Origin of the sequence: Methylobacterium sp. Leaf123, assembly GCF_001423405.1 — a bacterium.
Classification (GTDB): domain Bacteria; phylum Pseudomonadota; class Alphaproteobacteria; order Rhizobiales; family Beijerinckiaceae; genus Methylobacterium.
Genome location: NZ_LMNS01000009.1, coordinates 44,138 through 63,389, shown reverse-complemented (window position 1 = coordinate 63,389; position 19,252 = coordinate 44,138). Strand labels below are relative to the sequence as shown.

Sequence of the window (19,252 nt, the reverse complement as noted above, 5' to 3'; positions counted from 1 at the left end):
GACATGGCGGTCAATCTCGGATCCAGCGACGGCGGCGATCTCACGGAGAATGCCGACATCAACATCACGCCGTTCATCGACGTGATCCTGGTGCTGCTGATCATCTTCATGGTGGCCGCGCCCCTCTCGACCGTCGACGTGCCCGTCGAACTGCCGGTCTCCGCCGCGCCGCAGCAGCCGCGCCCGGAAAAGCCGATCTTCGTCAGCGTGAAGGCCGATCTCGGCGTCGCGCTGGGTGAGGACATGGTGGCGCGGCCGGCCCTGGGAGCCGCCCTCGACACGGCCACGAAGAGCAACAAGGACGAGCGCATTTTCCTGCGTGCCGACAAGGGCGTGCCCTACGGCGAGCTGATGGGGGTGATGAACCTGCTGCGCAACGCCGGCTACCTCAAGGTCGGTCTCGTCGGTCTCGAAGACGTATCCGGGGGAGGTCAGCCGTGATCCATCCGCCGCCCGAAGCCTTCGTGCGGGCCACCGAACTGGGCCGCACGCATCTGGAGAGTCGTGAATCCTCGACGGCGCTCCGGACCCTGGCCTGGGCGGCGGCGGGCCTGCTGACGCTCGGCGTGCATGTCGGCCTCTACCTCGCCCTGACCCATCGGGTCGAGACGCCGCCCGCGCCCGTGGAAATGCCGGCGGCGGTGATGATCGACATGTCGCCCGAGCCCACCGTGGCGAAGTCCGAGACGGATAACGCGGCGGAGGGACCGCCGGCCGCGGATTTCGAAGAAACGCCGGAATCGGAGCCGGTCGATGAGGCCCCGCCGCCGCCGGACGTGGAGCCGGTCGTCGAAGCGCCGCCTCCGCCCCCCGAGGTGAAGCCGCAGGCCGTGCTGCCGCCGACTCCACCTAAGCCCGACAAGAAGCCGCCCGAGAAGAAGCTGGAAAAGAAGCCGGTCGAGAAGAAGAAGCCCGAGAAAACCGTCCCGAAGAAGGAGCGGTCGAAGCCGGCCTCCCGCAGCGGCGGCCCACGATCGGACCAGCAGACCGCGAATCGGACCGCCGCCTCCGCCGCCGGTTCGGCGGTCAGTCAGGCCTCTCGGGCAACCTGGCAGAACGAGATGCGGGCCCGCATCGTGCGCTCCAAGCGGTTTCCGCCCGGAGCAATGGGCTCGACCGGTCTAGCGGTGGTCAGCGTGACGTTCACGGGCACCGGCAGCGTGACGGGCGTGCGCCTCGTCGCCTCGTCCGGCAACGCAGCCCTCGATGCCGAGGCGGTCGCGGTGATGTACCGGGCCGCCCCCTTCCCGCCGCCGCCCGGCGGCCAGCCGCTGACGCAGACCATCCCGCTGAACTTCAACCGGCGCTGAGACCACGAAAGCCTCCCGGTGCCGGGGGGCGGCAACCGGCAAGAGTCCGGGCAAGAAACCGAGCTGGCAAGAAACCGAGACCGATGCTTCCGAATTCGTCCTCCCCTTCGAGCCTGCACGCCGCCGCCGTGGCGGCCGTGCCCGCCTCGAGCTTCCGGCTCGATAACGGGATGCAGGTCGTCGTCATCCCGGACCGCCGCAGCCCGATCGTCACGCATATGGTGTGGTACCGCAACGGTTCGGCCGACGATCCGCCGGGCAAGTCGGGCATCGCCCACTTCCTCGAACACCTGATGTTCAAGGGCACGGACGCGCATCCGGCCGGTACGTTCAGCGCCCTCCTGGCCTCCGTGGGCGGCGAAGAGAACGCGTTCACGGGCTGGGACTTCACGGCCTACCACCAGCGCGTGCCCAGAGAGCACCTGGCCACCTGCATGGCCTACGAGGCCGACCGGATGCGCGGCCTCCTGCTCGATGAGGCCGTGGTGGCGACCGAGCGCGCGGTCGTGCTGGAAGAGCGCTCCATGGTCGCCGACGCCAACCCGTCCGGGCTGCTCGGCGAGGCCCTTACGGCCGCCGCGATCCCCGCTCATCCCGCCGGCCGCCCCATCATCGGCTGGCGCCATGAGATCGAGGGCCTGACCCGCGCGGACGCCCTCGCCTATTACCGGCGTTTCTACACGCCCGAGAACGCCATCCTCCTGGTCGCGGGCGATGCCGAGCCGCAGGCGGTGCTGGACCTCGCAGCGAAGATCTACGGGTCGATTCCCGCCTCGGATTCGCCTCCGGCGCGGAGCCATCCCCAAGACCCGCCGATCCGCGCGCACCGGCAGGTGACGCTGGCGGACGCGACCGTGAGCGAACCGCAACTGATGCGGCTGCACACCGTGCCCTCGCCCCGCACGGCGGCGGCCGGCGAGGCCGAGGCGCTGGAACTGCTCGCCTTCCTGCTCGGCGGCGATGACACGTCGCTTCTGCATACGCGCCTCGTGGTCGAGCAGGCCTGCGCGATCGGGATGAAGGCCTCCTACTGGAGTTCCTACTTCGCCGGCCGCTCGCGCTTCTACATCCACGGCCTTCCCACCCCCGGCACCACGCCGGAGGATCTCGACCGCGCCGTCGATGCGCTGCTCGGCGAGTTGCGCCGGACCGGCTTCGAGGCCGGCGCCGTCGAACGCGCCAAGACGCAGCTCGTGGCCGAGGCGCTCTATACCCGCGACAGCCAAGTCAGTCTCGCCAACTGGTACGGCATGGCGCTGTGCTGCGGCCTGAGCCTCGACCAACTGGCGACGTGGCAGGCCCGTATCGAAGCGGTCACGCCCGAGGCGTTGGCCGCGGCCCTGTCCCTGTTGGATCGGCCGGGCGGGGTCTCCGGTCACCTCGTTCGCCCCGAAGCGGCCTGAAGGGAGGCGCCGGTCATGACGATCCATGTTGCCCCTCCCGCCACGGCCATCGCCGACCGGGTGCTGCACCCGCGCAGCCCCGGCGGCATCGAGGCTTGGCTGATCGAGGACCACACCCTGCCGATCCTGTCGGCCCAGTTCGGGTTCCGCGGCGGTCCCGTCCTCGATCCGGCCGATCGGGCCGGCACGGCACAGATGCTCGCCGACCTGCTGAGCGAAGGCGCCGGTCCGCTCGAAGGCGGCGCCTTCCGGCGCGCGCTCGGCGATCAGGCGATCCGGCTGTCCTTCTCGATCTGGAGCGACAGCCTCCGGGGCGAGCTCAAGACCCTGTCGCGCAACGTCGAGCGGGCCTTCGAACTCCTCGGTCTCGCGGTGCAGGCCCCGCTCCTGGCGCCGGACGACATGGCCCGCATCCGGGGAGCGATGGCCTCCGAGGTGCGCGCCGGTCTCGGCCGGCCCGATGTTACGGTCGGCCGGGCCTTCGCCGCCCGCGGCTTTTCCGGACATCCCTACGCCCGCCCGGCCAGCGGTGACCTCGCCAGTCTCGAATGCATCGAGCGCGCGGATCTGGTCGCCCTGCAGGCGCGGATGCTGGCCCGCGGCAACCTTCGCGTCGCCGTTGTCGGCGCGATCGGGCCGGAGGCGCTCTGTGCCGTCCTCGACCGCGCCTTCGCCGCGCTTCCGGCCGAGGCCGTGGAACCGACACCCGCCACGACCCTCGGCGGCCTCGGCCAGCGGGTGGTGACGCGGCTCGGCCTGCCGCAATCCACGATCCGGTTCGGACGGCCCGGCATCGCCCGCACGGACCCGGATTTCGCCGCCGCAATGGTTGTGAACCAGTGCCTCGGTGGCGGCGACCTGTCTTCGCGGCTGTTCCGCGAGGTTCGGGAGAAGCGGGGCCTCTGCTACTCGGTCCGCTCGATGCTGCAAGTCGCGGATGGTGCCTGCACCTTCGTCGGCACCACCGCGACGAGCAACGACCGCGCCGCCGAAGCCCTGGGCGTGATCGAGGACGAGATTCGCCGGCTCTCCCGCGAGGGACTCGCTGCGGAGGAGGTCGACCGGGCCAAGGGCTACCTGCTCGGCTCGTACAAGCTGCGCCTCGACACCTCTTCGGCGCTCGCCGCCGTGCTGCTCGGGCTGCAACTCGATGGCCGCGAGCCGAGCTGGCTCGACGAACGCAACCGACAGATCGCGGTGGTGACGCCGGCGGATGCCGCACGGGCCGCTGAACGCCTTCTCGGCGACGGCCAGCTGCTCGTCGCGGCAGCCGGCGATCCGGCGGGACTGTTAGGCGAAGACCGGGCGATTGGGCCCAACGCGCACACCGCGCGACTCGGGACCGACTCCGGCGCGAACGAGACCACTGGGAGGGGCGGAATATGAGATCGATCGTCGTGACGAGCCTGGGATTGATCCTCGCCCTTCCGGGCGCGGCCTTGGCGCAGCCAATACCACAGGGATCGCCGCAGGGATTGGGCGCTCCCCTCGCTCCCGGCATGCCGGTGGAGGGTGGCGACCCGCGGCGGCCGTCCGAGAGCCCGATGTCGGCGGAGGCGCGCAGCGCCCTCATGGGGCCCGGAGCCAAGCCCCCGGCGGACCTCGCGCCCGGCAACGGCGTTCCGCCGGGCCAGAGGCCCCCGCGGCCGGAGAAGGCGATCGGACCGGACATCGCCTCCGCGATCTTCGCGCCGATCGGGGTGATCGTCGCCCCGATCACCGAGGGGCTCCACGCCTTCGACGCGGCCATCGCTCCGATCAACGAGGTGTTCCAGCCCCTCACCGGACCCTACGGTGCCGCGCTGGTAGTGGGGCCGGACGGCGCGCCCCTCGCCCCGGAGGGCGGGGCGGTGCTTGCCGAACCCGTCCCGGCTGAACCGGTCCCGGCCAATCCGCCTCGGACTGTGCGCGGACCGCGCAAGTAACCCATCGACCCCGTCACTTCACCGCTGTCAGGCCGGATGCGCACGCCCCGACGCCGGGGCCAACCGACATTCGTTCGGCCCCGCCGCAATCCGGCGCGGGCTCCCAAGAGGTTCACGCTCATGTCCCATTCGGAACTGCTGGTCGGCGGCGCGGCCCCGGCGATCGAGATCGAAACCTTCCTGAAGGGGGAGCCGATCACGGTGTTCACTCCGGGCAAAGTCCATGTCGTCGAGTTCTGGGCGACGTGGTGCGGACCCTGCAAGGCCAGCATCCCGCACCTCACCGAACTCCAGAAGCGCTATGAGGCCGTGCCGTTCATCGGCGTCGCCGTGGGATGGACGGATCTCGAGGAAGTGCGGGCCTTCGTCGATGAACAGGGCGCGGCGATCGGCTACCGGATCGCCGTCGATCGGGCGCCGGCCGAGGGCACGCAGCGGACGTGGATGCGGGCCGCGTGGTGCGATGCCTCCTACCAGCCGGGCGTGCCGGCCGCCTTCATCGTCAATGGCGCGGGCCGGATCGCCTGGATCGGTCACCCGCTGGAAATCGACGAGCCACTCGCGGCGGTGGTTGAGGGACGCTGGGATTTGCCGGCCGAGGCCGAAGCCCATCGGCGCCAAATCGTGCAGGACAAAGTCCGCGAAGCGAGGGCCCTGGAGCGGGCCGTCAAAGCCTGTTTCGAAGCGGGCGACAGGGAGGGGGCCATCCGGGCCTACGACGTGGCCTTCGCGGCCGAACCTGCTCTCGAACGGACCCACGGCTTCGGCAAGTTGAAGCAGCTCAAATCCGGCAGCGAGGCGGAGTACGACTACGGACTGCATCTGGTCACCCGCGCCGCGGCCGACGACATCAACACGCTCTTCAGGATCGGCACGGGCCTGATGAGCGAGATCGAGACGCTGGAGGGTTCCGCCCAGAAGCGCAGCGCGGCCCTGAGCGTCGAGGCGTTGGAGCGGGTGCGGATCCTGATCGGCCCCGAGGCGCGGCCCGGCTTGGTCATGCGTGTCTCGCACACCCTTGCGGGGGCCCTGCTCGCCTCGGGCCGATCGGACGCGGCAGCGTCCCGCGCCGCGGAGGCGCGGCAGGCCGCACTCGAAGCCGAGGCGGCCCCGGAGGCGCTGGCTGAGATCGACGCCTTTTTGGCGCGTTGCGCGACCGCCGCGCCGACACCGCCGCCTCCGGCTCCGTCGCGGACGGTGATCTGCGAAGGCGACACGTGCCGCCTCGCCGACGCCTGAGACGCACAACTTACAAATGTTATTTTTCGCGCATCTCGATAAAAATGCGCGGGAGGCGTGTGGATTTCGGCATCTCGTTTCACAGAGAGGCGAGACCGCAGCGCCGGCGGGTGAGACCCGAGCCCTTCCGATCCGTTGCCGCCGCGGGGATGCCGTCCCGCGGCGTGCCCCGCTCCGGCCTGATCCGAACGCCCAGAAATGTCCGTCCAAGCGTGGCTCGCCTTCGTGGCGACCTCCTGCATCGTGCTCGCGATGCCGGGGCCGACCTCCTTTCTCATTCTGCGCTACGCGACCCAGCGTGCCCGGGGCACGCTTCCGCGCGTCGTCGCGGGCGCGGTGCTGGGTGACGCCGCCGCCCTCACCATCTGCAATTTCGGCCTCGGCGCGTTGCTCGCGGCCTCCGCGGGCCTGCTGATGCTCCTCAAGGCCGCGGCGGCGGTCTATCTGATCGGCCTCGGCCTCACTGTCCTGTTCGGTCGAGCCTCGGCTTCGCAAGCCTCAGGGCAAGAACAGGAGCAAGCCTGCGGCGGGCGGCCCTTCGTTGGCGTCTTCCTCGTGACAGCGTTCAACCCGAAGGGCATCGCCTTCTTCTGCGCGCTGCTGCCTCAGTTCGTTGACGGAGCGGAGCCGGTTCTGCCGCAACTCGTCCTGCTCCAAGCCACATTCTGCGCCCTTTCCCTGGTTTCGGCGACGAGCTGGGCCCTGGCCGGGACGCTTCTGCGCCGCACCGGCGGGCGCTTGTTCCGACGGGCCACGGGGCTTCTCCTGATCGGCGCCGGGGTCGCGCAGGCGACCGGGAGACTCGCATGACCGAAGACTCCGACCTCCAGGGCACCGCACGCGCGCGCCGCTGGATCAACGACGCCATTGAGACGATCGAGGCAGATTTCAACCGCTCGGCCGACACCCATCTCCTGCGGGTGCCGCTGCCGGCCTGTCTCGGCATCGACCTCTACCTCAAGGACGAATCGACCCATCCCACCGGCAGTCTGAAGCACCGGCTGGCGCGCTCGCTGTTCCTCTACGGCTTGTGCAGCGGTCGGATCGGGCCGGATACCACGATCGTCGAGGCGTCGAGCGGCTCCACCGCCGTGAGCGAGGCCTATTTCGCGCAGCTCCTGGGTCTGCCCTTCGTTGCGGTGATGCCGCGGGCGACCTCCGCCGAGAAGGTCGTGCAGATCACCCGCTACGGCGGGCGCTGCCACTTCGTGGAAACCCCGTGCGCGGTCTATGCCGAGGCCGAACGTCTCTCGGCGGCCCTCGGCGGACATTACATGGACCAGTTCACCTTTGCCGAGCGGGCGACGGACTGGCGCGGCAACAACAACATCGCCGAGTCGATCTTCGCGCAGATGGCCCTGGAGACGCACCCGGTCCCCGCCTGGGTCGTCGTCGGGGCCGGAACGGGCGGCACCTCCGCCACGATCGGCCGCTTCATCCGCTACCGGCGGCTGACGACGCGGCTCTGCCTCGCTGATCCAGAGGCGTCGGTCTTCCACCGCCACCTCGCCGACCGCTCGGTGCGGACGACCGACGGGCGGCCCTCGATCATCGAGGGGATCGGCCGCGGGCGCTGCGAACCGTCCTTCCTGCCCGAATTGATCGACCGGGCCGAGGCGGTGCCGGATCGGGCCAGCCTTGCCGCGGCTCGGGTGCTGTCGGAGCGCCTCGGGCGATCCTGCGGCGGCTCGACCGGCACCAATCTCTGGGCCGCCGCCCGGATCATCGCCGGGATGGCCGCGGCCGGGAAGACGGGGTCGGTGGTGACGCTGCTGTGCGATTCCGGCGAGCGCTACCGCAGCACCCATCTCGATCCGCGCTGGCTGGCCGAGCGCGGCCTCGTGCTCGAGCCCTACATTGCGGCCGTGGAGGCCTTCTTCGAACGCGGCGTCTCGCCCGACGCGATACTCGTAGCTTGATCCCCCTCCAGGCGGGAAACCCTCATCGCATCTCGCCCCGGATACGGATCGCACCCCGATCCCGGTCGCGGATGCGTGACTGCGTCCGCCGCACGCGGCAGCACTCTTTTTTCAAGCTCGACCGTGGGGATTTGGCCGCCGGCTCAGACAAGGGGGGTGGAGAGCCAAATTCAAGAGGCCGCGATGTCAAGACTTTGGGGGCAATCAGCGTGCATGGCCGGTCTTCCGGTCATCGTCGCGTTGGTGGCAAGCGTCGGCTCGGTACAAGCCGGCCTCGATACGCCGATCGACTTCAACATGCCCGCCGGAGACCTCGCGCGCACTCTGGTCGCCATCTCGCGGCAGGGCGGCATCATGATCTCCTTCCCGCCCGAGGTCGCTGCGGGACGCCGGGCCATCGCCATTCAAGGCCGCCTGACGGTGCGCGAAGCGCTCGCCGGGGTCCTGGCCGGGACAGGTCTGCGCATGGTGCCGGGTGCGGGCGGCAGCGTCACCGTCGTCGCCGACACCGGCGCCTCTCCCTCCGCGGCGGCGGCAGGGCTCGGCGACATCGCCGCCATCGACGTGACCGACGAGGGGGGCGTATCCCGCTTCGGCGATGTCGGGTTTCAAGCCGGAAGCGCAGGCGACACCGTGCGTCTTGCCGGTGTGGCCGCGAAGGACATCCCGCTCTCCGTGAACGCAGTCACCTCCAATGTCATCCGATCCCAGGTGGCGACCAACGCGGGTGATGTGGCTCAAAACGTTTCCGGCGTCACAATCGGCACGACGGCCAATGGCTCGCAAAATTTTATCATTCGAGGCGCACCGGCTGACAACGTCACGATCAATGGGCAAGGCTTTAGCAATGGGGCGCTCAATAGCGGCTTCAGCCAAATGCCGATCGACGATGTCGAACGCGTCGAAGTACTCAAGGGGCCAACATCGATATTGAACGGCGCAAGCTCATTGGGCGGCTCGGTGAACATCGCCACCAAGCAGCCGACAAATCAAGTTATTCGTAATGCAACGATTCGATATGGGTCATTCAACTACCGAACTATTGCCTTTGACTTTGGCGGCCCCGTCGCAGACACGGAAAATTTGACATTTCGCTTCAATATTTCCAACAACCATGCCGATGAAAACTTTGCAGGGTATCGCGATGCGTATCAATATTTAATTTCGCCCTCGGTACGTTATGACAACGGCGACATCTCCATCTTGGCCGGTGTTCGTTACAGGAAGGAGCGGAGACTGCCGGGGCAGTACACGTTCGTGGAAGCATCCAATTTGATCGTGAATGAAAATTTTAATAACTCGGCTCTCATGCGGCCCCTTCGAATTCCGCGGGGAGTGCCTTATGTCAACCCCCGGCTTTCTATTATCGATGAAACTATTGATGTGTACTCCGATCAGACACTTCGCTTTGGTGACATTCTGGGTGTTGACGCGACATTTAATAATCATTTTTTTTACAGCAAATCAAAGAATGAGATCAACTCTTTCCAATGGCCGGCGACTCTAAGGCGCTCTGCGTCCGATCCCATCAATACATATCGAACCAGCCAGAACTATCTCCCTTACGATTTTGAGACGATCACGAATCGGGCAGATCTTACGCTCATGCACGATGCGGGATTTGCTCGCCAGACGTCCAAATTTGGAATTGACTACCAAGCTCTCAGCACAGTTCTCGGGACTCTCAGAAATGCGGGCCTCTCGACGAACGCCATCACTGGATTGCCGTACTATCCTTTAATTAGTGTGCCTGATTACAGCTTTCTGCCTAACATGAACGTCGATTTGAGAAACTCATATGGTGTAGGTTATTACTATATAGATCAAATCGATACCTTGGACAACCGGCTTCACATACTTGGATCGGTTCGATACGATCGATTTCGCCAGAGATTTAGAAACCCAATCTTTGTTCCAGACCCGACAAACGGTCAAATATTGCCAGATCTTGGAAGCGGGCTCTCCTGGCTCGCAGGTGCGGCATTCGATGTGACTCCATACTTTACAGTCTACGGCTCCCGCAACGTCGGATTCAGGCCCAACTATTCGACACAGAGGAACGGGCAGCCGCTCCCGCCCGGTGAAGCAGATCAGTGGGAGATCGGAGGTCGGTTTTTCTTGTTTGATAAAAAGCTTACCGTCACGACATCTTATTCTGATATGTTTGAAAACAACACTGCAATTTGTGACCCGACCGATTGTCGATTTGCGATTCCGATTTCTGGCCTTTCGACAACGGCCTTTGAAATTGATGTCCAAGGCGAAGTCTATCCCGGATTGAATCTCATTGCTTCTTTCGGTCAGGCCATCGCCAAGTATGCGACGAGCGAAGTGCTTCCCGCTCTGTCCGGAAGGCCCCAATTCACGGGGAGCCTATGGACAACTTACACGTTCCAGGGCGGTCCGCTCCAAGGGGTAACGCTCGGCTTCGGCGGATGAGGGAACTCGAATAGCACCTCCAATGACCCTTCGAATCGAGATCAATTCAATAGGCCGGTTCTCTATAATATTCCTGGATTTGTCACGGCCGACGCGCTGATCGGATATGACTACGATCGCTGGTCCATGCAGCTAAAATTCAACAATATACTTGATAAGTATTACTACTCTCCGAGCTATGGAGCGCAGGTCGTGGGCATCGGACAAGGAAGGACCGTTATGTTTCAGGCAAAATATTCGTTTGATTAGACATTTGGTGAATCTTATTAACTGCGATGGCCCTTGATGTTCCCATGCATTATTGCCAACTTAAATCTAATTGATGCTGAAATATGCATGCACAACAAACGGCGCCAGATGCCCTTACCGAAAATCAGCCGAAGGTAATCTCGTATGGCGTGTGCTCGCTTGTGAATAGTTGGGTTGGAGGATGTAGAGTTTCCGGCAATGGTGTCTGACACTTCCGCATTTCCATCTGACCACGCAATCGACGCACGTCTCTTTCGGCGCATCGCGCGGCTGACGTGGCCGTTCTGGCGCCGGCCGCAGGCGTGGCCGGCTTGGATCGGGCTCGCGGTGCTGCTGAGCCAGGGGGGGCTGTTGTCCTATCTGGTCGTGCGCGCCGCGGCTCTCCTGAAGGATGCCACGAATGCGTTGCTGAGCCGTGACGGGGCGGCGTTCGAGGCGGCGCTGATGGCCTACCTGCTCGTCTATGCCGCGAAGATGCTGCTGCCGCAGACACGCTTCATCGTCGATGCCTTCGTCGAGGCGGCGTGGTGCCGGTGGCTGAGCCGGCACGTGATCGACCAGTATCTGGCCCGGCGCGCCTATTACGATGTCAGCCTGCAGGGCGATCTCGACAACCCCGATCAGCGCATCGCCGACAGCGTCCGCCCCTTCATCGAACACCTGATCCACATCCTGCAATGGACGGTCGGCGTCATCGCGCGACTGGGCGGGGCGATCGCCGTTTTCATTTCCATCGACCCTCGCTTCCTGTTCGTGGTGCCATTGCTCGGTTTCGTGCAGGTGGCCGCCACCGCCCTCACGGTGCCGCCCATCGTTCGGCGCAAAGTCGCCGTCCAGGTGGCGGAAGGCGATCTGCGCCGCGACCTCGTCCATATCCGCGACCATGCCGAGGCGATCGCCTTCTACGGCGGCGAGGTGATGGATAAGCGGGCGGTGATGGACCGGACCGGCGCGGCTGCCGACCGGCAGTTCCGGCTTGATCGGTTCCAGGCGCTCTTGTCCCTGACGGTGCACGCCGCCCTGGCCTTCGCCTGGATGGCCCTGCCTTATCTCGTCCTCGGCGGGCGGGTGACGGCCGGCGAGATGAGCTACGGCGACCTTGCCCAGGCCACCGCGATCACCCTGATGATGCGCGGCGTCATCGATACATTGTCCCTGATCGTGTCCTCGTTCGGCGAACTCGCCGTCCGGGTCGCCCGGCTCGCACCGCTCCAGGAGCGGTTCGACGCCATGGCCCGCGAACGGACACAGCCCGGCACCCAGCGGATCGCGATGCGCCGCGACAGCGACCGCGTGGCGGTCGAGACCCTCTCGCTGGAGACGCCCGACGGCGCACGCCGGCTCGTGCAGGGCTTGAGCCTCACGGTCCGGCACGGGGAGAGCCTCGTGATCGTCGGCGAGACGGGCGTCGGCAAGAGTTCGCTCCTGCGCGCCATGGCCGGCCTGTGGACCCGGGGCCGGGGCGGCATCGCCATGCCGCCGGCCGGCGAGACCCTGTTCCTGCCCCAGCGCCCGTACTTCACCGGCGGAACGTTGCGCGCGCAACTGCTCTACCCGCACGGAAAAGAGATGTCCGACGAGGCGCTCCTCGACATCCTCGAAGCGGTGCGCCTGCCGAACCTTGCCGCGACCCATGGCGGCCTCTCGGCGGTGCGGGACTGGTCCCAGATCCTCTCCGGCGGCGAGCAGCAGCGGGTCGCCTTCGCCCGCGCCCTCGTCGCCCGGCCCGGCTTCATCTTTCTCGATGAGGCCTCGAGCGCCCTCGACCCGGCGACGGAGGAGCATCTCTACGCTCTCATGGCCCGGAGCGGGGCGAGCTATATCAGCGTCGGACACCGGCTCGGCATCGTCGCGCACCACACCCACATCCTCACGCTCAAATCCGGGGGGCGCTGGACGCTGTCACCGGTGGCCGTGCGTTCGACCGAGCCGGCGGTGGTGTCGTGAGCGAGGACACCGCGCGCCTTGACCCGTCGGTGTCGTCCTCCGCCCGGAAGGCGGATCTCGGCATCAATCTCCTGCTCCTGCGGCGCATCGCCCGCTTCTTCGTGCCGTTCTGGACCCGCCGGGCCGCCTGGCCCTACTGGATCGGCATGGCCGCGATTCTCGGCCAGACAGCGCTCGGCACCGCGCTGAACTTAGGCTCGTCCTATGCCCTGAAGGATCTGACCAACGCGCTGACGGGTCGCGACTGGGACACGTTCCAGTGGAAGTTCCTCCTCTACGCGGCGTTCTTCGTCGGTGAGCTCCTCGTGGCCGGGCTCGCGATGATCGTGACCGCCTGGATCACCAAGGGCTGGCGGATCTGGCTCACGGAATGGATCGCGGGACGCTACCTCGCGGGGCGCGTCTACTACGACATCGCCCAGCGCGGCGGGCTCGATAACCCCGACCAGCGCATTCAGGAGAGTCTCGCGACGGTCGTGTTCCTGTTCTTCGGCCTTCCCATGCAGGTCGTGGGCGCGGTCGGCGCGCTGGTCGCGGGCAGCGCCGTGCTCGGCTCGATCGACGGCCGACTGGCGCTGGTGGTCCTCACGGTCAGCCTTGCTCAGAGCGTGGCGACCTATCTCGGCTACGTGCCGCTCGTGCGCCTGCGCTACGCGGCGGCGATGGCCGCGGGCAACCTCCGCTACGGCCTCGCCCGGGTCCACGCCAATGCCGAGGCGATCGCCTTCTATGAAGGCGAGCCGGCCGAGCGCGGCCGGCTGCACGGGCAGGTGGATGCCGTGGTGCGCCGGGACCTCATCGTCACGCTGTTCCGCCGGGCGGTGACCGATATGGCCCCGCTGCTGTTCGGAATCGTCTGGGTGGCGATCCCCTATCTCGTCCTGGCGCCCCGGCTGCTCGCTGGCGAGATTGATTTCGGCACCTTGACCCAGGGCATCGCGGTCTCGACCTCGGTTGCCGCCACGGCCACCGCGCTGCTCGGCATCCTCGCGCCGCTCTCGGGGGTCGCCCCGCACGCCGTGCGCATCGCACAGATCGTCGAGCGCTTCGACGCGATCGAAGCGGAGCAAGTGGCCGGCGCGGGCCGACGGATCGAGATCGAACGCCGCCCCGACACCGTCGCCCTCGACGGTGTGAGCCTCGAAACGCCAGGGGGCGAGCAGCGGCTCGTACAAGCGCTGAACCTGACGATGAAGCCGGGCGAAAACCTCGTCATCGTCGGGCGAACCGGGGTCGGAAAGAGTTCGCTCCTGCGCGCTATGGCAGGGCTGTGGACCCGAGGCACCGGCCGCGTGGTGATGCCGCCCGCCGCGGATTGCCTGTTTTTGCCGCAACGGCCTTACGTGACTCTGGCGGACCTGCGGACGCAATTGCTCTACCCGCACGGGGGCGATGTGGCCGATTCCGTGCTGCTCGACGCGCTGGCGGCGGTGCGTCTGCCCGATCTTGCGGCAATCCACGGCGGACTTTCGGCAGTTAAAGAGTGGGGGCAGATCCTGTCGCTGGGCGAGCAGCAGCGGCTGGCCTTCGCGCGCGTGCTGATCGCCCGGCCCCGCTTCGTCCTCCTCGATGAGGCCACGAGCGCCGTCGACGGCGCGACCGAGACGCATCTCTACCGCACCCTGGCCGCGACCGGCGCGCGCTTCGTGAGTGTCGGCCACCGTGCGGGCATCCTCGAGCACCATGCTCAGATGCTGACCCTGAAGCTGGGCGGCGACTGGACGCTGACGCCGGTGTCGGCCGCGTCACACCAGCCGTAAGCGCACCGTAAAACGCCCGATCACCCGGCGTCTCTCCTACGAGAACGGCGGCGCAGCTCCCGCGCACGAGCGGCTGCCGACCGATGCCCGGACCGATCTGAGATCAGGGCGCAGCGGCGGTTTCGCTGAAGATCGCAACTTAGTCTGTCCGCGCGATCCATCACAGCTCTCTCGGCGCCGGCCGCGTTATCTCATCAACGTGGTTTCATCCGCAATCGGCCGAGATGTACCGACGAAAATGTCGTGGATTCTTCCGGCATCGATTGTGACGAATCAAAATCCTGTCATATGTTGGCACGCGGGCTGCATAGCGGCTGTGGAGGCTTCCACCATGCAGTTGGGAGGCCTCGAAGGGATGATAATCTGTGTTTTTGCCAACTGACGAAAGGAAGCTCTGTGTGGTTGGCGATCTTTGGCAGGTTTGGTCACCGGATAAGTTGTAAATTATACCTGGGTTCACTCACGATTCACGAAGCAAGCCGCTTCCGCATTGCGCGTGTGGAAGGCTCAAACAGAACATTGGTTCGCCTTCGCTCTCGCAGCGTCGGACGAGCTTCAGGCGCGGGGGCGTAAGATGGCAAGTGTTGCTATTGGTCGGGACTCAAAACTGATCGAGACCCTGTTTCGGGAGCATTCATCCTGGCTCGGTTCCTGGTTGTCGCGGCAGCCCTGGACGGTCCATGCTCCGGAAGATATCGTCTCGGATGTCTTCCTGTCGCTTTTGACTCTGCCGAACGTGGCAAGCGTGCGCGAACCACGCGCCATGATGACCACGATCGCCAAGCGGATCATCTTCGATGCCCGCCGCCGCAAGAGGCTTCAGAATGCCTACGAGGATGCGCTTATGGCGATCCCGGAGGCGGTGGATTTCTCGCCGGAGGATCGGCTCATCATCGTTCAGGCGCTGCAAAAGATCGATCAGGTGCTGTCCAAGCTGTCGCCCCGCGCCCGGGCCGCGTTTCTGATGAGTCAGATCGATGGTATGGCCAACAAGGACATCGCCCAGGAACTCAATGTTTCGCTCAGCGCCGTGAGCAAGTACATGACCCAGGGGTTCTCCGCTGTTTACCTGGCGAAAATGGAAAGCTGACGGAATGGCGAAAGCCCGGCAGCAGAGTGATATCGACGATCCCCGGATCGACGAGAGCGGGCGCGCCGCCATCCGATGGATGGTCGCGGTGAGTTCCGGACATATGACCGAGCGGCAGCTTCGCGATTTCGACCGCTGGCGCAATTCCAGTCCCGGCAACGCCGAAGCCTGGAACCGTATGTCGGGTGGTCTTCAGCCCTTCGACATTCTGGCTCGCTCCGGACTGCCCCGCGGCACGGTCACGCAGATACGCGGCCAGACGGCGCAGCGCGACCGCAGGACCGTTCTGGGCGGCTTGGTCGGCCTCATTGCGGCCGGCGGCATCGGCGCGACCTCGCTGCAACGTTTCGTGCCGCTGCAGGATCTCTTGAGCGATCGATACACCCGCACGGCCGAGCACGACCGCTTCGAACTCACCGACGGCAGCAAGGTCGTGTTGGCCCCGCGTTCGTCAGTCAATGTCGCGCTCTCCCCGGAGGAGCGGCGCCTCGAATTCGTCAGCGGCCGGATGATGCTCGACGTGTCCGAGCGCGACACCCGTCCGTTCGTGGTCGATCTCGGCTCGTTCAACCTCGACGCGTCGGCCGGCAGCTTCGTTCTCGACCGGCGCGACGGGCGCCTGTCCGTGACGGGTCTTAGGGGCAGCGGCACCCTCCAGGGCGGCGGGCAGCGGCACAATATCTGGACGAGCGAGCGCCTCACGCTCGATCGTGGCGGCCTTTCCCGCAGCCGGGTCGATCCCGATGCCGAGGCGTCGTGGACGACCGGACTTGCCGTCGTCGACGATGAATCCGTCGTCAACATCGTCGAACAGATCCGTCCTTACTACGCCGGCTTTATCAGGCTGAGCCCCGAAGTGACGAACCGGCGCGTGACGGGCGTGTTCAACTTCTTCGAACCCGTCGCGGCTCTGGATACGCTCGCGCGGTCGGTCGGTTTGAAGATGACGCAGACCGCCGGTATCTGGATCACGATCGAGCCGTCGGCCTGAAAAAACTGGTCCTCGATCGGTTCACGGCCTCTCGCAGCCGCGGCGCCCGAACCTGTGCCGCGCGCAGGCCCCAGGGGAAATCTCTGAGCCGGAACTTCCCCGACGACGAGGCGGTGCCGTTGGGGCACGCCGTCGTCAGGATCCTCGCGACAAGCCGGATGCATGATCCGCAGCGGGAAACCGCGGCCAACTGATCGCGCCGCAATTCAATCAAAGATTGTCCGACAGTACTGCCAAGTTTCTCGTCTCGTCAGACAGATGAGAGGGAACCTCGACGCGTGCCGTTGTCGGGGCGTTCTCGGAAAGGACCGGGGCTGCAATGGCGACGCTGACGGACGAGCAACAGAAATCCGTGACCTTTCTCTCGGGTATCGATGAGAATGGGGCGATCGACTCGCTGGTATGGCGAAATTGGCGGCGGGACAATCCGGCGACCTATTGGACCGATCGAAGCTTCGTCAACAAATGGAACAATGATTCCGACGGCAACACCCTGACGGCTACCAGCAAGGCTGGGACGCCAGGCGGGGTCATCACCTATTCGTTCGAGCCGGACACGTCCGCTTCGGCCCAGGTGGCCTTTCGCAACGGTCTCAACCTCTGGGCCGACATTGCCGATGTCAAATTCCGAGAAGTCCCACTGTCGCCCAACTCCAATCTGGTGCTGGATACGGACCCGAGCAGGGGCGCGGTGTCCACGTCTCCGGGTTCCCTGCGAACGACGCCCGGAACGACCGACATTCCGTCGGTTCTCACCCCGGCGACGAACCAGTTGGGCTATTCGGCAGGGGTCAACGTCCCGGATGAATGGGGCTTCGGCGATCTCAGTGACTTCAACGGACCGGGCGTCGGCACGGTCACGCATGAACTCGGTCATATGCTGGGGCTTGGCCATGCGGGCCCCTACAATGCCGGCGTCGCCGTGGGCAGTCAGCTCAACGCCTTCGATAGCCAGCAATGGACTATCATGTCGTACAATATCGCCAACGACACCAACACGGCCTTTTACTCGCAAAACCCTGTCCAGGGCAGCGATTGGAGTTCAGCGGAGACACCGATGATGCTGGATATTGTGGCGATCCAGCGCCTCTACGGAGCATCCACGACCACGACCTTCTCTGGCGGCCAGACCTACGGCTTCAACAGCAACATCGTCGGAAGCTCGAGGAACTTTTACGATTTTTCCGTCAACGACGCGCCGTTCGTTACAATCTACAATGCGGGCGTCGGAAATACGCTGGATCTCTCCGGGTACGAAGTCGATTCGACGATCAACCTCAATCCGGGAACCTTTAGCTCCGCTGGTGGCTTCAGCAACAACATCGGCATCGCCTACAATACGCGGATCGATACGGCGATCGGTGGCGCAGGCAACGACATCATCTATGGCAATGCCGACAGCAATCGGATCGATGGTGGCGGCGGTGTCAACACAGCCGTCTTCACCGGGAACGAGGCCGACTTCACTGTCGTTCGCACAGCGGAGAACGAAGCGATCGTCACGGACAACGTGACCGGTGCCGTCGATACCCTGACCAACATTCAGAACATCGAGTTCGCGCCCCCTATCTGTTTCACGACCGGCACGCGAATCCGCGTGGTTCGCGACGCGCATGAAGTCGAAATTCCGGTCGAGGCCCTGCGCGTCGGTGACGTGGCGGTGACGGCGACCGGCGGGCACCGCGTAATCCGTTGGATCGGCCAGCGGACCATCGTGCCGGCCGAGTGTGCCGCGCCGTCGGCGCAATGGCCGGTGCGCGTGCGCGCCGGCGCCTTCGGTTCCGGTCGGGACGGGCGCTCTCTTCCCGTGCGCGACCTGGTGCTGTCGCCGGGCCATCCGGTCCTGGTCGGGGCGGATGACGACCATCGCGGCGGCGTGCTCGTGCCGGTGATGTGCCTGATCAACGGCACGTCGATCACGCGCGTTCCGACCGCGCGGATCACCTATTGGCACGTCGAACTCGACACGCACGACATCCTGCTCGCCGAAGGCCTGCCGGCCGAGAGCTATATCGATCTCGGAACGCGCCCCTGGTTCGCGGGCGAAGACGGTGCGCTGGTCGATCCGGATTTCAATGTGCCGGAGATGAAGGGCCGCTGCCGCCCCGTGATGCTGGACGGCCCGGTCGTCGAGGCGGAGCGGTCGCGCCTCGCTTGCCTGTTCGCCAGCAGCTTGAACGCCCAATGTGCCTGGGACGACGGGTACACCCGGATCGCGATGTAAGGCTGCCTCACGAAACTCCCGATCTCCAATCGCTCGTCGGAGCACGGTGACGCGAAGGGAGTTTTATGAGAGGCACTCACGGCGCGACCCTGGGGGACCCAGCCCCAGGGCTCGCACGGCGCCCTGATCCGCGTGCCGGAACATAGTGCTCAAGCATGCTCGTGATCGAACAAGTGCCGCGCCGTTTGGGGCTGACCGCGCGCAGTCTGTCGCTCGTGCTCGCCTGCCTCGTCGCGGCCTGCTCGGATGATGGGCAGGAGCGTCGTCGTCCCTTGGGCGAGACCCCGAGCTTTGCCGATTTCATGCGGGTGGCCGATACGGAGCGGGGCCGCCGCTTGTTCGGGCGCTGCGCCGCCTGCCACACCGTCAGGATGGGCGCCGGAGACCGGAACGCTCCGGGCCTCTACGATGTGATGGGCAAGCCGGTTGCCAGCAACAGCCGGCGCTTCGCCTATACCTGGGCGCTCCGGTCTTGGGGCGGCGTGTGGACTCCGGACAGGATGGACGTTTGGCTCGCCGCGCCCGCGAAGGCCGCGCCGGGCACGAGCATGAACTTCGGCGGGGTCGCCGATCCCCTCGACCGGGCGGATCTCATCGCATTCCTGCAGACGCAGTCTGTCGCCGGAGGAAGCACGGCAGCGCCCCCGCCATGACCTCACCTCCCCGCTCATCCGTCTCGACTGCACCCTTGGAGCGACGGCTCTTGAGCCGAGGAGAGTGAGATCGCGCTCGAAGGGTGGCGGCACTCGCATCCAG

At 65.8% G+C, this 19,252-nt stretch carries 15 protein-coding genes; all 15 read left to right on the top strand.

The features are described 5' to 3' along the window. Positions 1 to 3 precede the first annotated feature (3 nt). Positions 4 to 441: a TonB system transport protein ExbD gene (gene exbD, locus ASF53_RS08440; RefSeq protein WP_056196913.1), complete on the top strand. Its 438-nt coding sequence runs from the start codon at positions 4 to 6 to the stop codon at positions 439 to 441. Next, positions 438 to 1,310, top strand: coding sequence for an energy transducer TonB family protein (locus ASF53_RS08435; protein ID WP_056196911.1), 873 nt, complete (start codon positions 438 to 440; stop codon positions 1,308 to 1,310). Before exbD ends, ASF53_RS08435 begins: the two co-directional genes overlap by 4 nt. A gap of 83 nt (positions 1,311 to 1,393) precedes the next feature. Then, positions 1,394 to 2,713, top strand: coding sequence for a M16 family metallopeptidase (locus ASF53_RS08430; protein ID WP_056196909.1), 1,320 nt, complete (start codon positions 1,394 to 1,396; stop codon positions 2,711 to 2,713). A 15-nt stretch (positions 2,714 to 2,728) separates the two neighbouring features. Continuing rightward, positions 2,729 to 4,099 (top strand): M16 family metallopeptidase, encoded by a 1,371-nt coding sequence (locus tag ASF53_RS08425; protein WP_082482590.1) that lies wholly within the window; start codon positions 2,729 to 2,731, stop codon positions 4,097 to 4,099. Beyond that, positions 4,096 to 4,638, top strand: coding sequence for a hypothetical protein (locus tag ASF53_RS08420; protein ID WP_156635439.1), 543 nt, complete (start codon positions 4,096 to 4,098; stop codon positions 4,636 to 4,638). Before ASF53_RS08425 ends, ASF53_RS08420 begins: the two co-directional genes overlap by 4 nt. Positions 4,639 to 4,758: 120 nt before the next feature. After that, positions 4,759 to 5,877 (top strand): TlpA family protein disulfide reductase, encoded by a 1,119-nt coding sequence (locus ASF53_RS08415; protein WP_082482588.1) that lies wholly within the window; start codon positions 4,759 to 4,761, stop codon positions 5,875 to 5,877. Positions 5,878 to 6,075: 198 nt separating this feature from the next. Continuing rightward, positions 6,076 to 6,687, top strand: coding sequence for a LysE family translocator (locus ASF53_RS08410; protein ID WP_056196905.1), 612 nt, complete (start codon positions 6,076 to 6,078; stop codon positions 6,685 to 6,687). Beyond that, a complete protein-coding gene (locus ASF53_RS08405; protein WP_056196903.1) occupies positions 6,684 to 7,796 on the top strand; it encodes a PLP-dependent cysteine synthase family protein in 1,113 nt (370 codons plus the stop codon). The genes ASF53_RS08410 and ASF53_RS08405 overlap by 4 nt, the downstream gene beginning before the upstream one ends. 213 nt (positions 7,797 to 8,009) lie before the next feature. After that, positions 8,010 to 10,235 carry a TonB-dependent siderophore receptor gene (locus tag ASF53_RS24830; RefSeq protein ID WP_162242221.1) on the top strand — a complete coding sequence of 742 codons (2,226 nt, stop codon included), beginning with the start codon at positions 8,010 to 8,012 and terminating at the stop codon, positions 10,233 to 10,235. A gap of 576 nt (positions 10,236 to 10,811) precedes the next feature. Next, positions 10,812 to 12,431: an ABC transporter ATP-binding protein/permease gene (locus tag ASF53_RS08395; RefSeq protein ID WP_056196899.1), complete on the top strand. Its 1,620-nt coding sequence runs from the start codon at positions 10,812 to 10,814 to the stop codon at positions 12,429 to 12,431. Then, positions 12,428 to 14,191: an ABC transporter ATP-binding protein/permease gene (locus ASF53_RS08390; protein WP_056196897.1), complete on the top strand. Its 1,764-nt coding sequence runs from the start codon at positions 12,428 to 12,430 to the stop codon at positions 14,189 to 14,191. Before ASF53_RS08395 ends, ASF53_RS08390 begins: the two co-directional genes overlap by 4 nt. 496 nt (positions 14,192 to 14,687) lie before the next feature. Further along, a complete protein-coding gene (locus ASF53_RS08385) occupies positions 14,688 to 15,281 on the top strand; it encodes a sigma-70 family RNA polymerase sigma factor (protein WP_286134256.1) in 594 nt (197 codons plus the stop codon). A gap of 4 nt (positions 15,282 to 15,285) precedes the next feature. Continuing rightward, complete coding sequence (locus tag ASF53_RS08380; protein WP_056196892.1) at positions 15,286 to 16,272, top strand: FecR family protein; 987 nt, start codon at positions 15,286 to 15,288, stop codon at positions 16,270 to 16,272. Between the two features lie 319 nt (positions 16,273 to 16,591). Continuing rightward, positions 16,592 to 18,496 carry a Hint domain-containing protein gene (locus ASF53_RS08375; RefSeq protein ID WP_056196890.1) on the top strand — a complete coding sequence of 635 codons (1,905 nt, stop codon included), beginning with the start codon at positions 16,592 to 16,594 and terminating at the stop codon, positions 18,494 to 18,496. A gap of 155 nt (positions 18,497 to 18,651) precedes the next feature. Next, positions 18,652 to 19,149, top strand: coding sequence for a c-type cytochrome (locus ASF53_RS08370; protein ID WP_056196888.1), 498 nt, complete (start codon positions 18,652 to 18,654; stop codon positions 19,147 to 19,149). Positions 19,150 to 19,252: the final 103 nt, after the last annotated feature.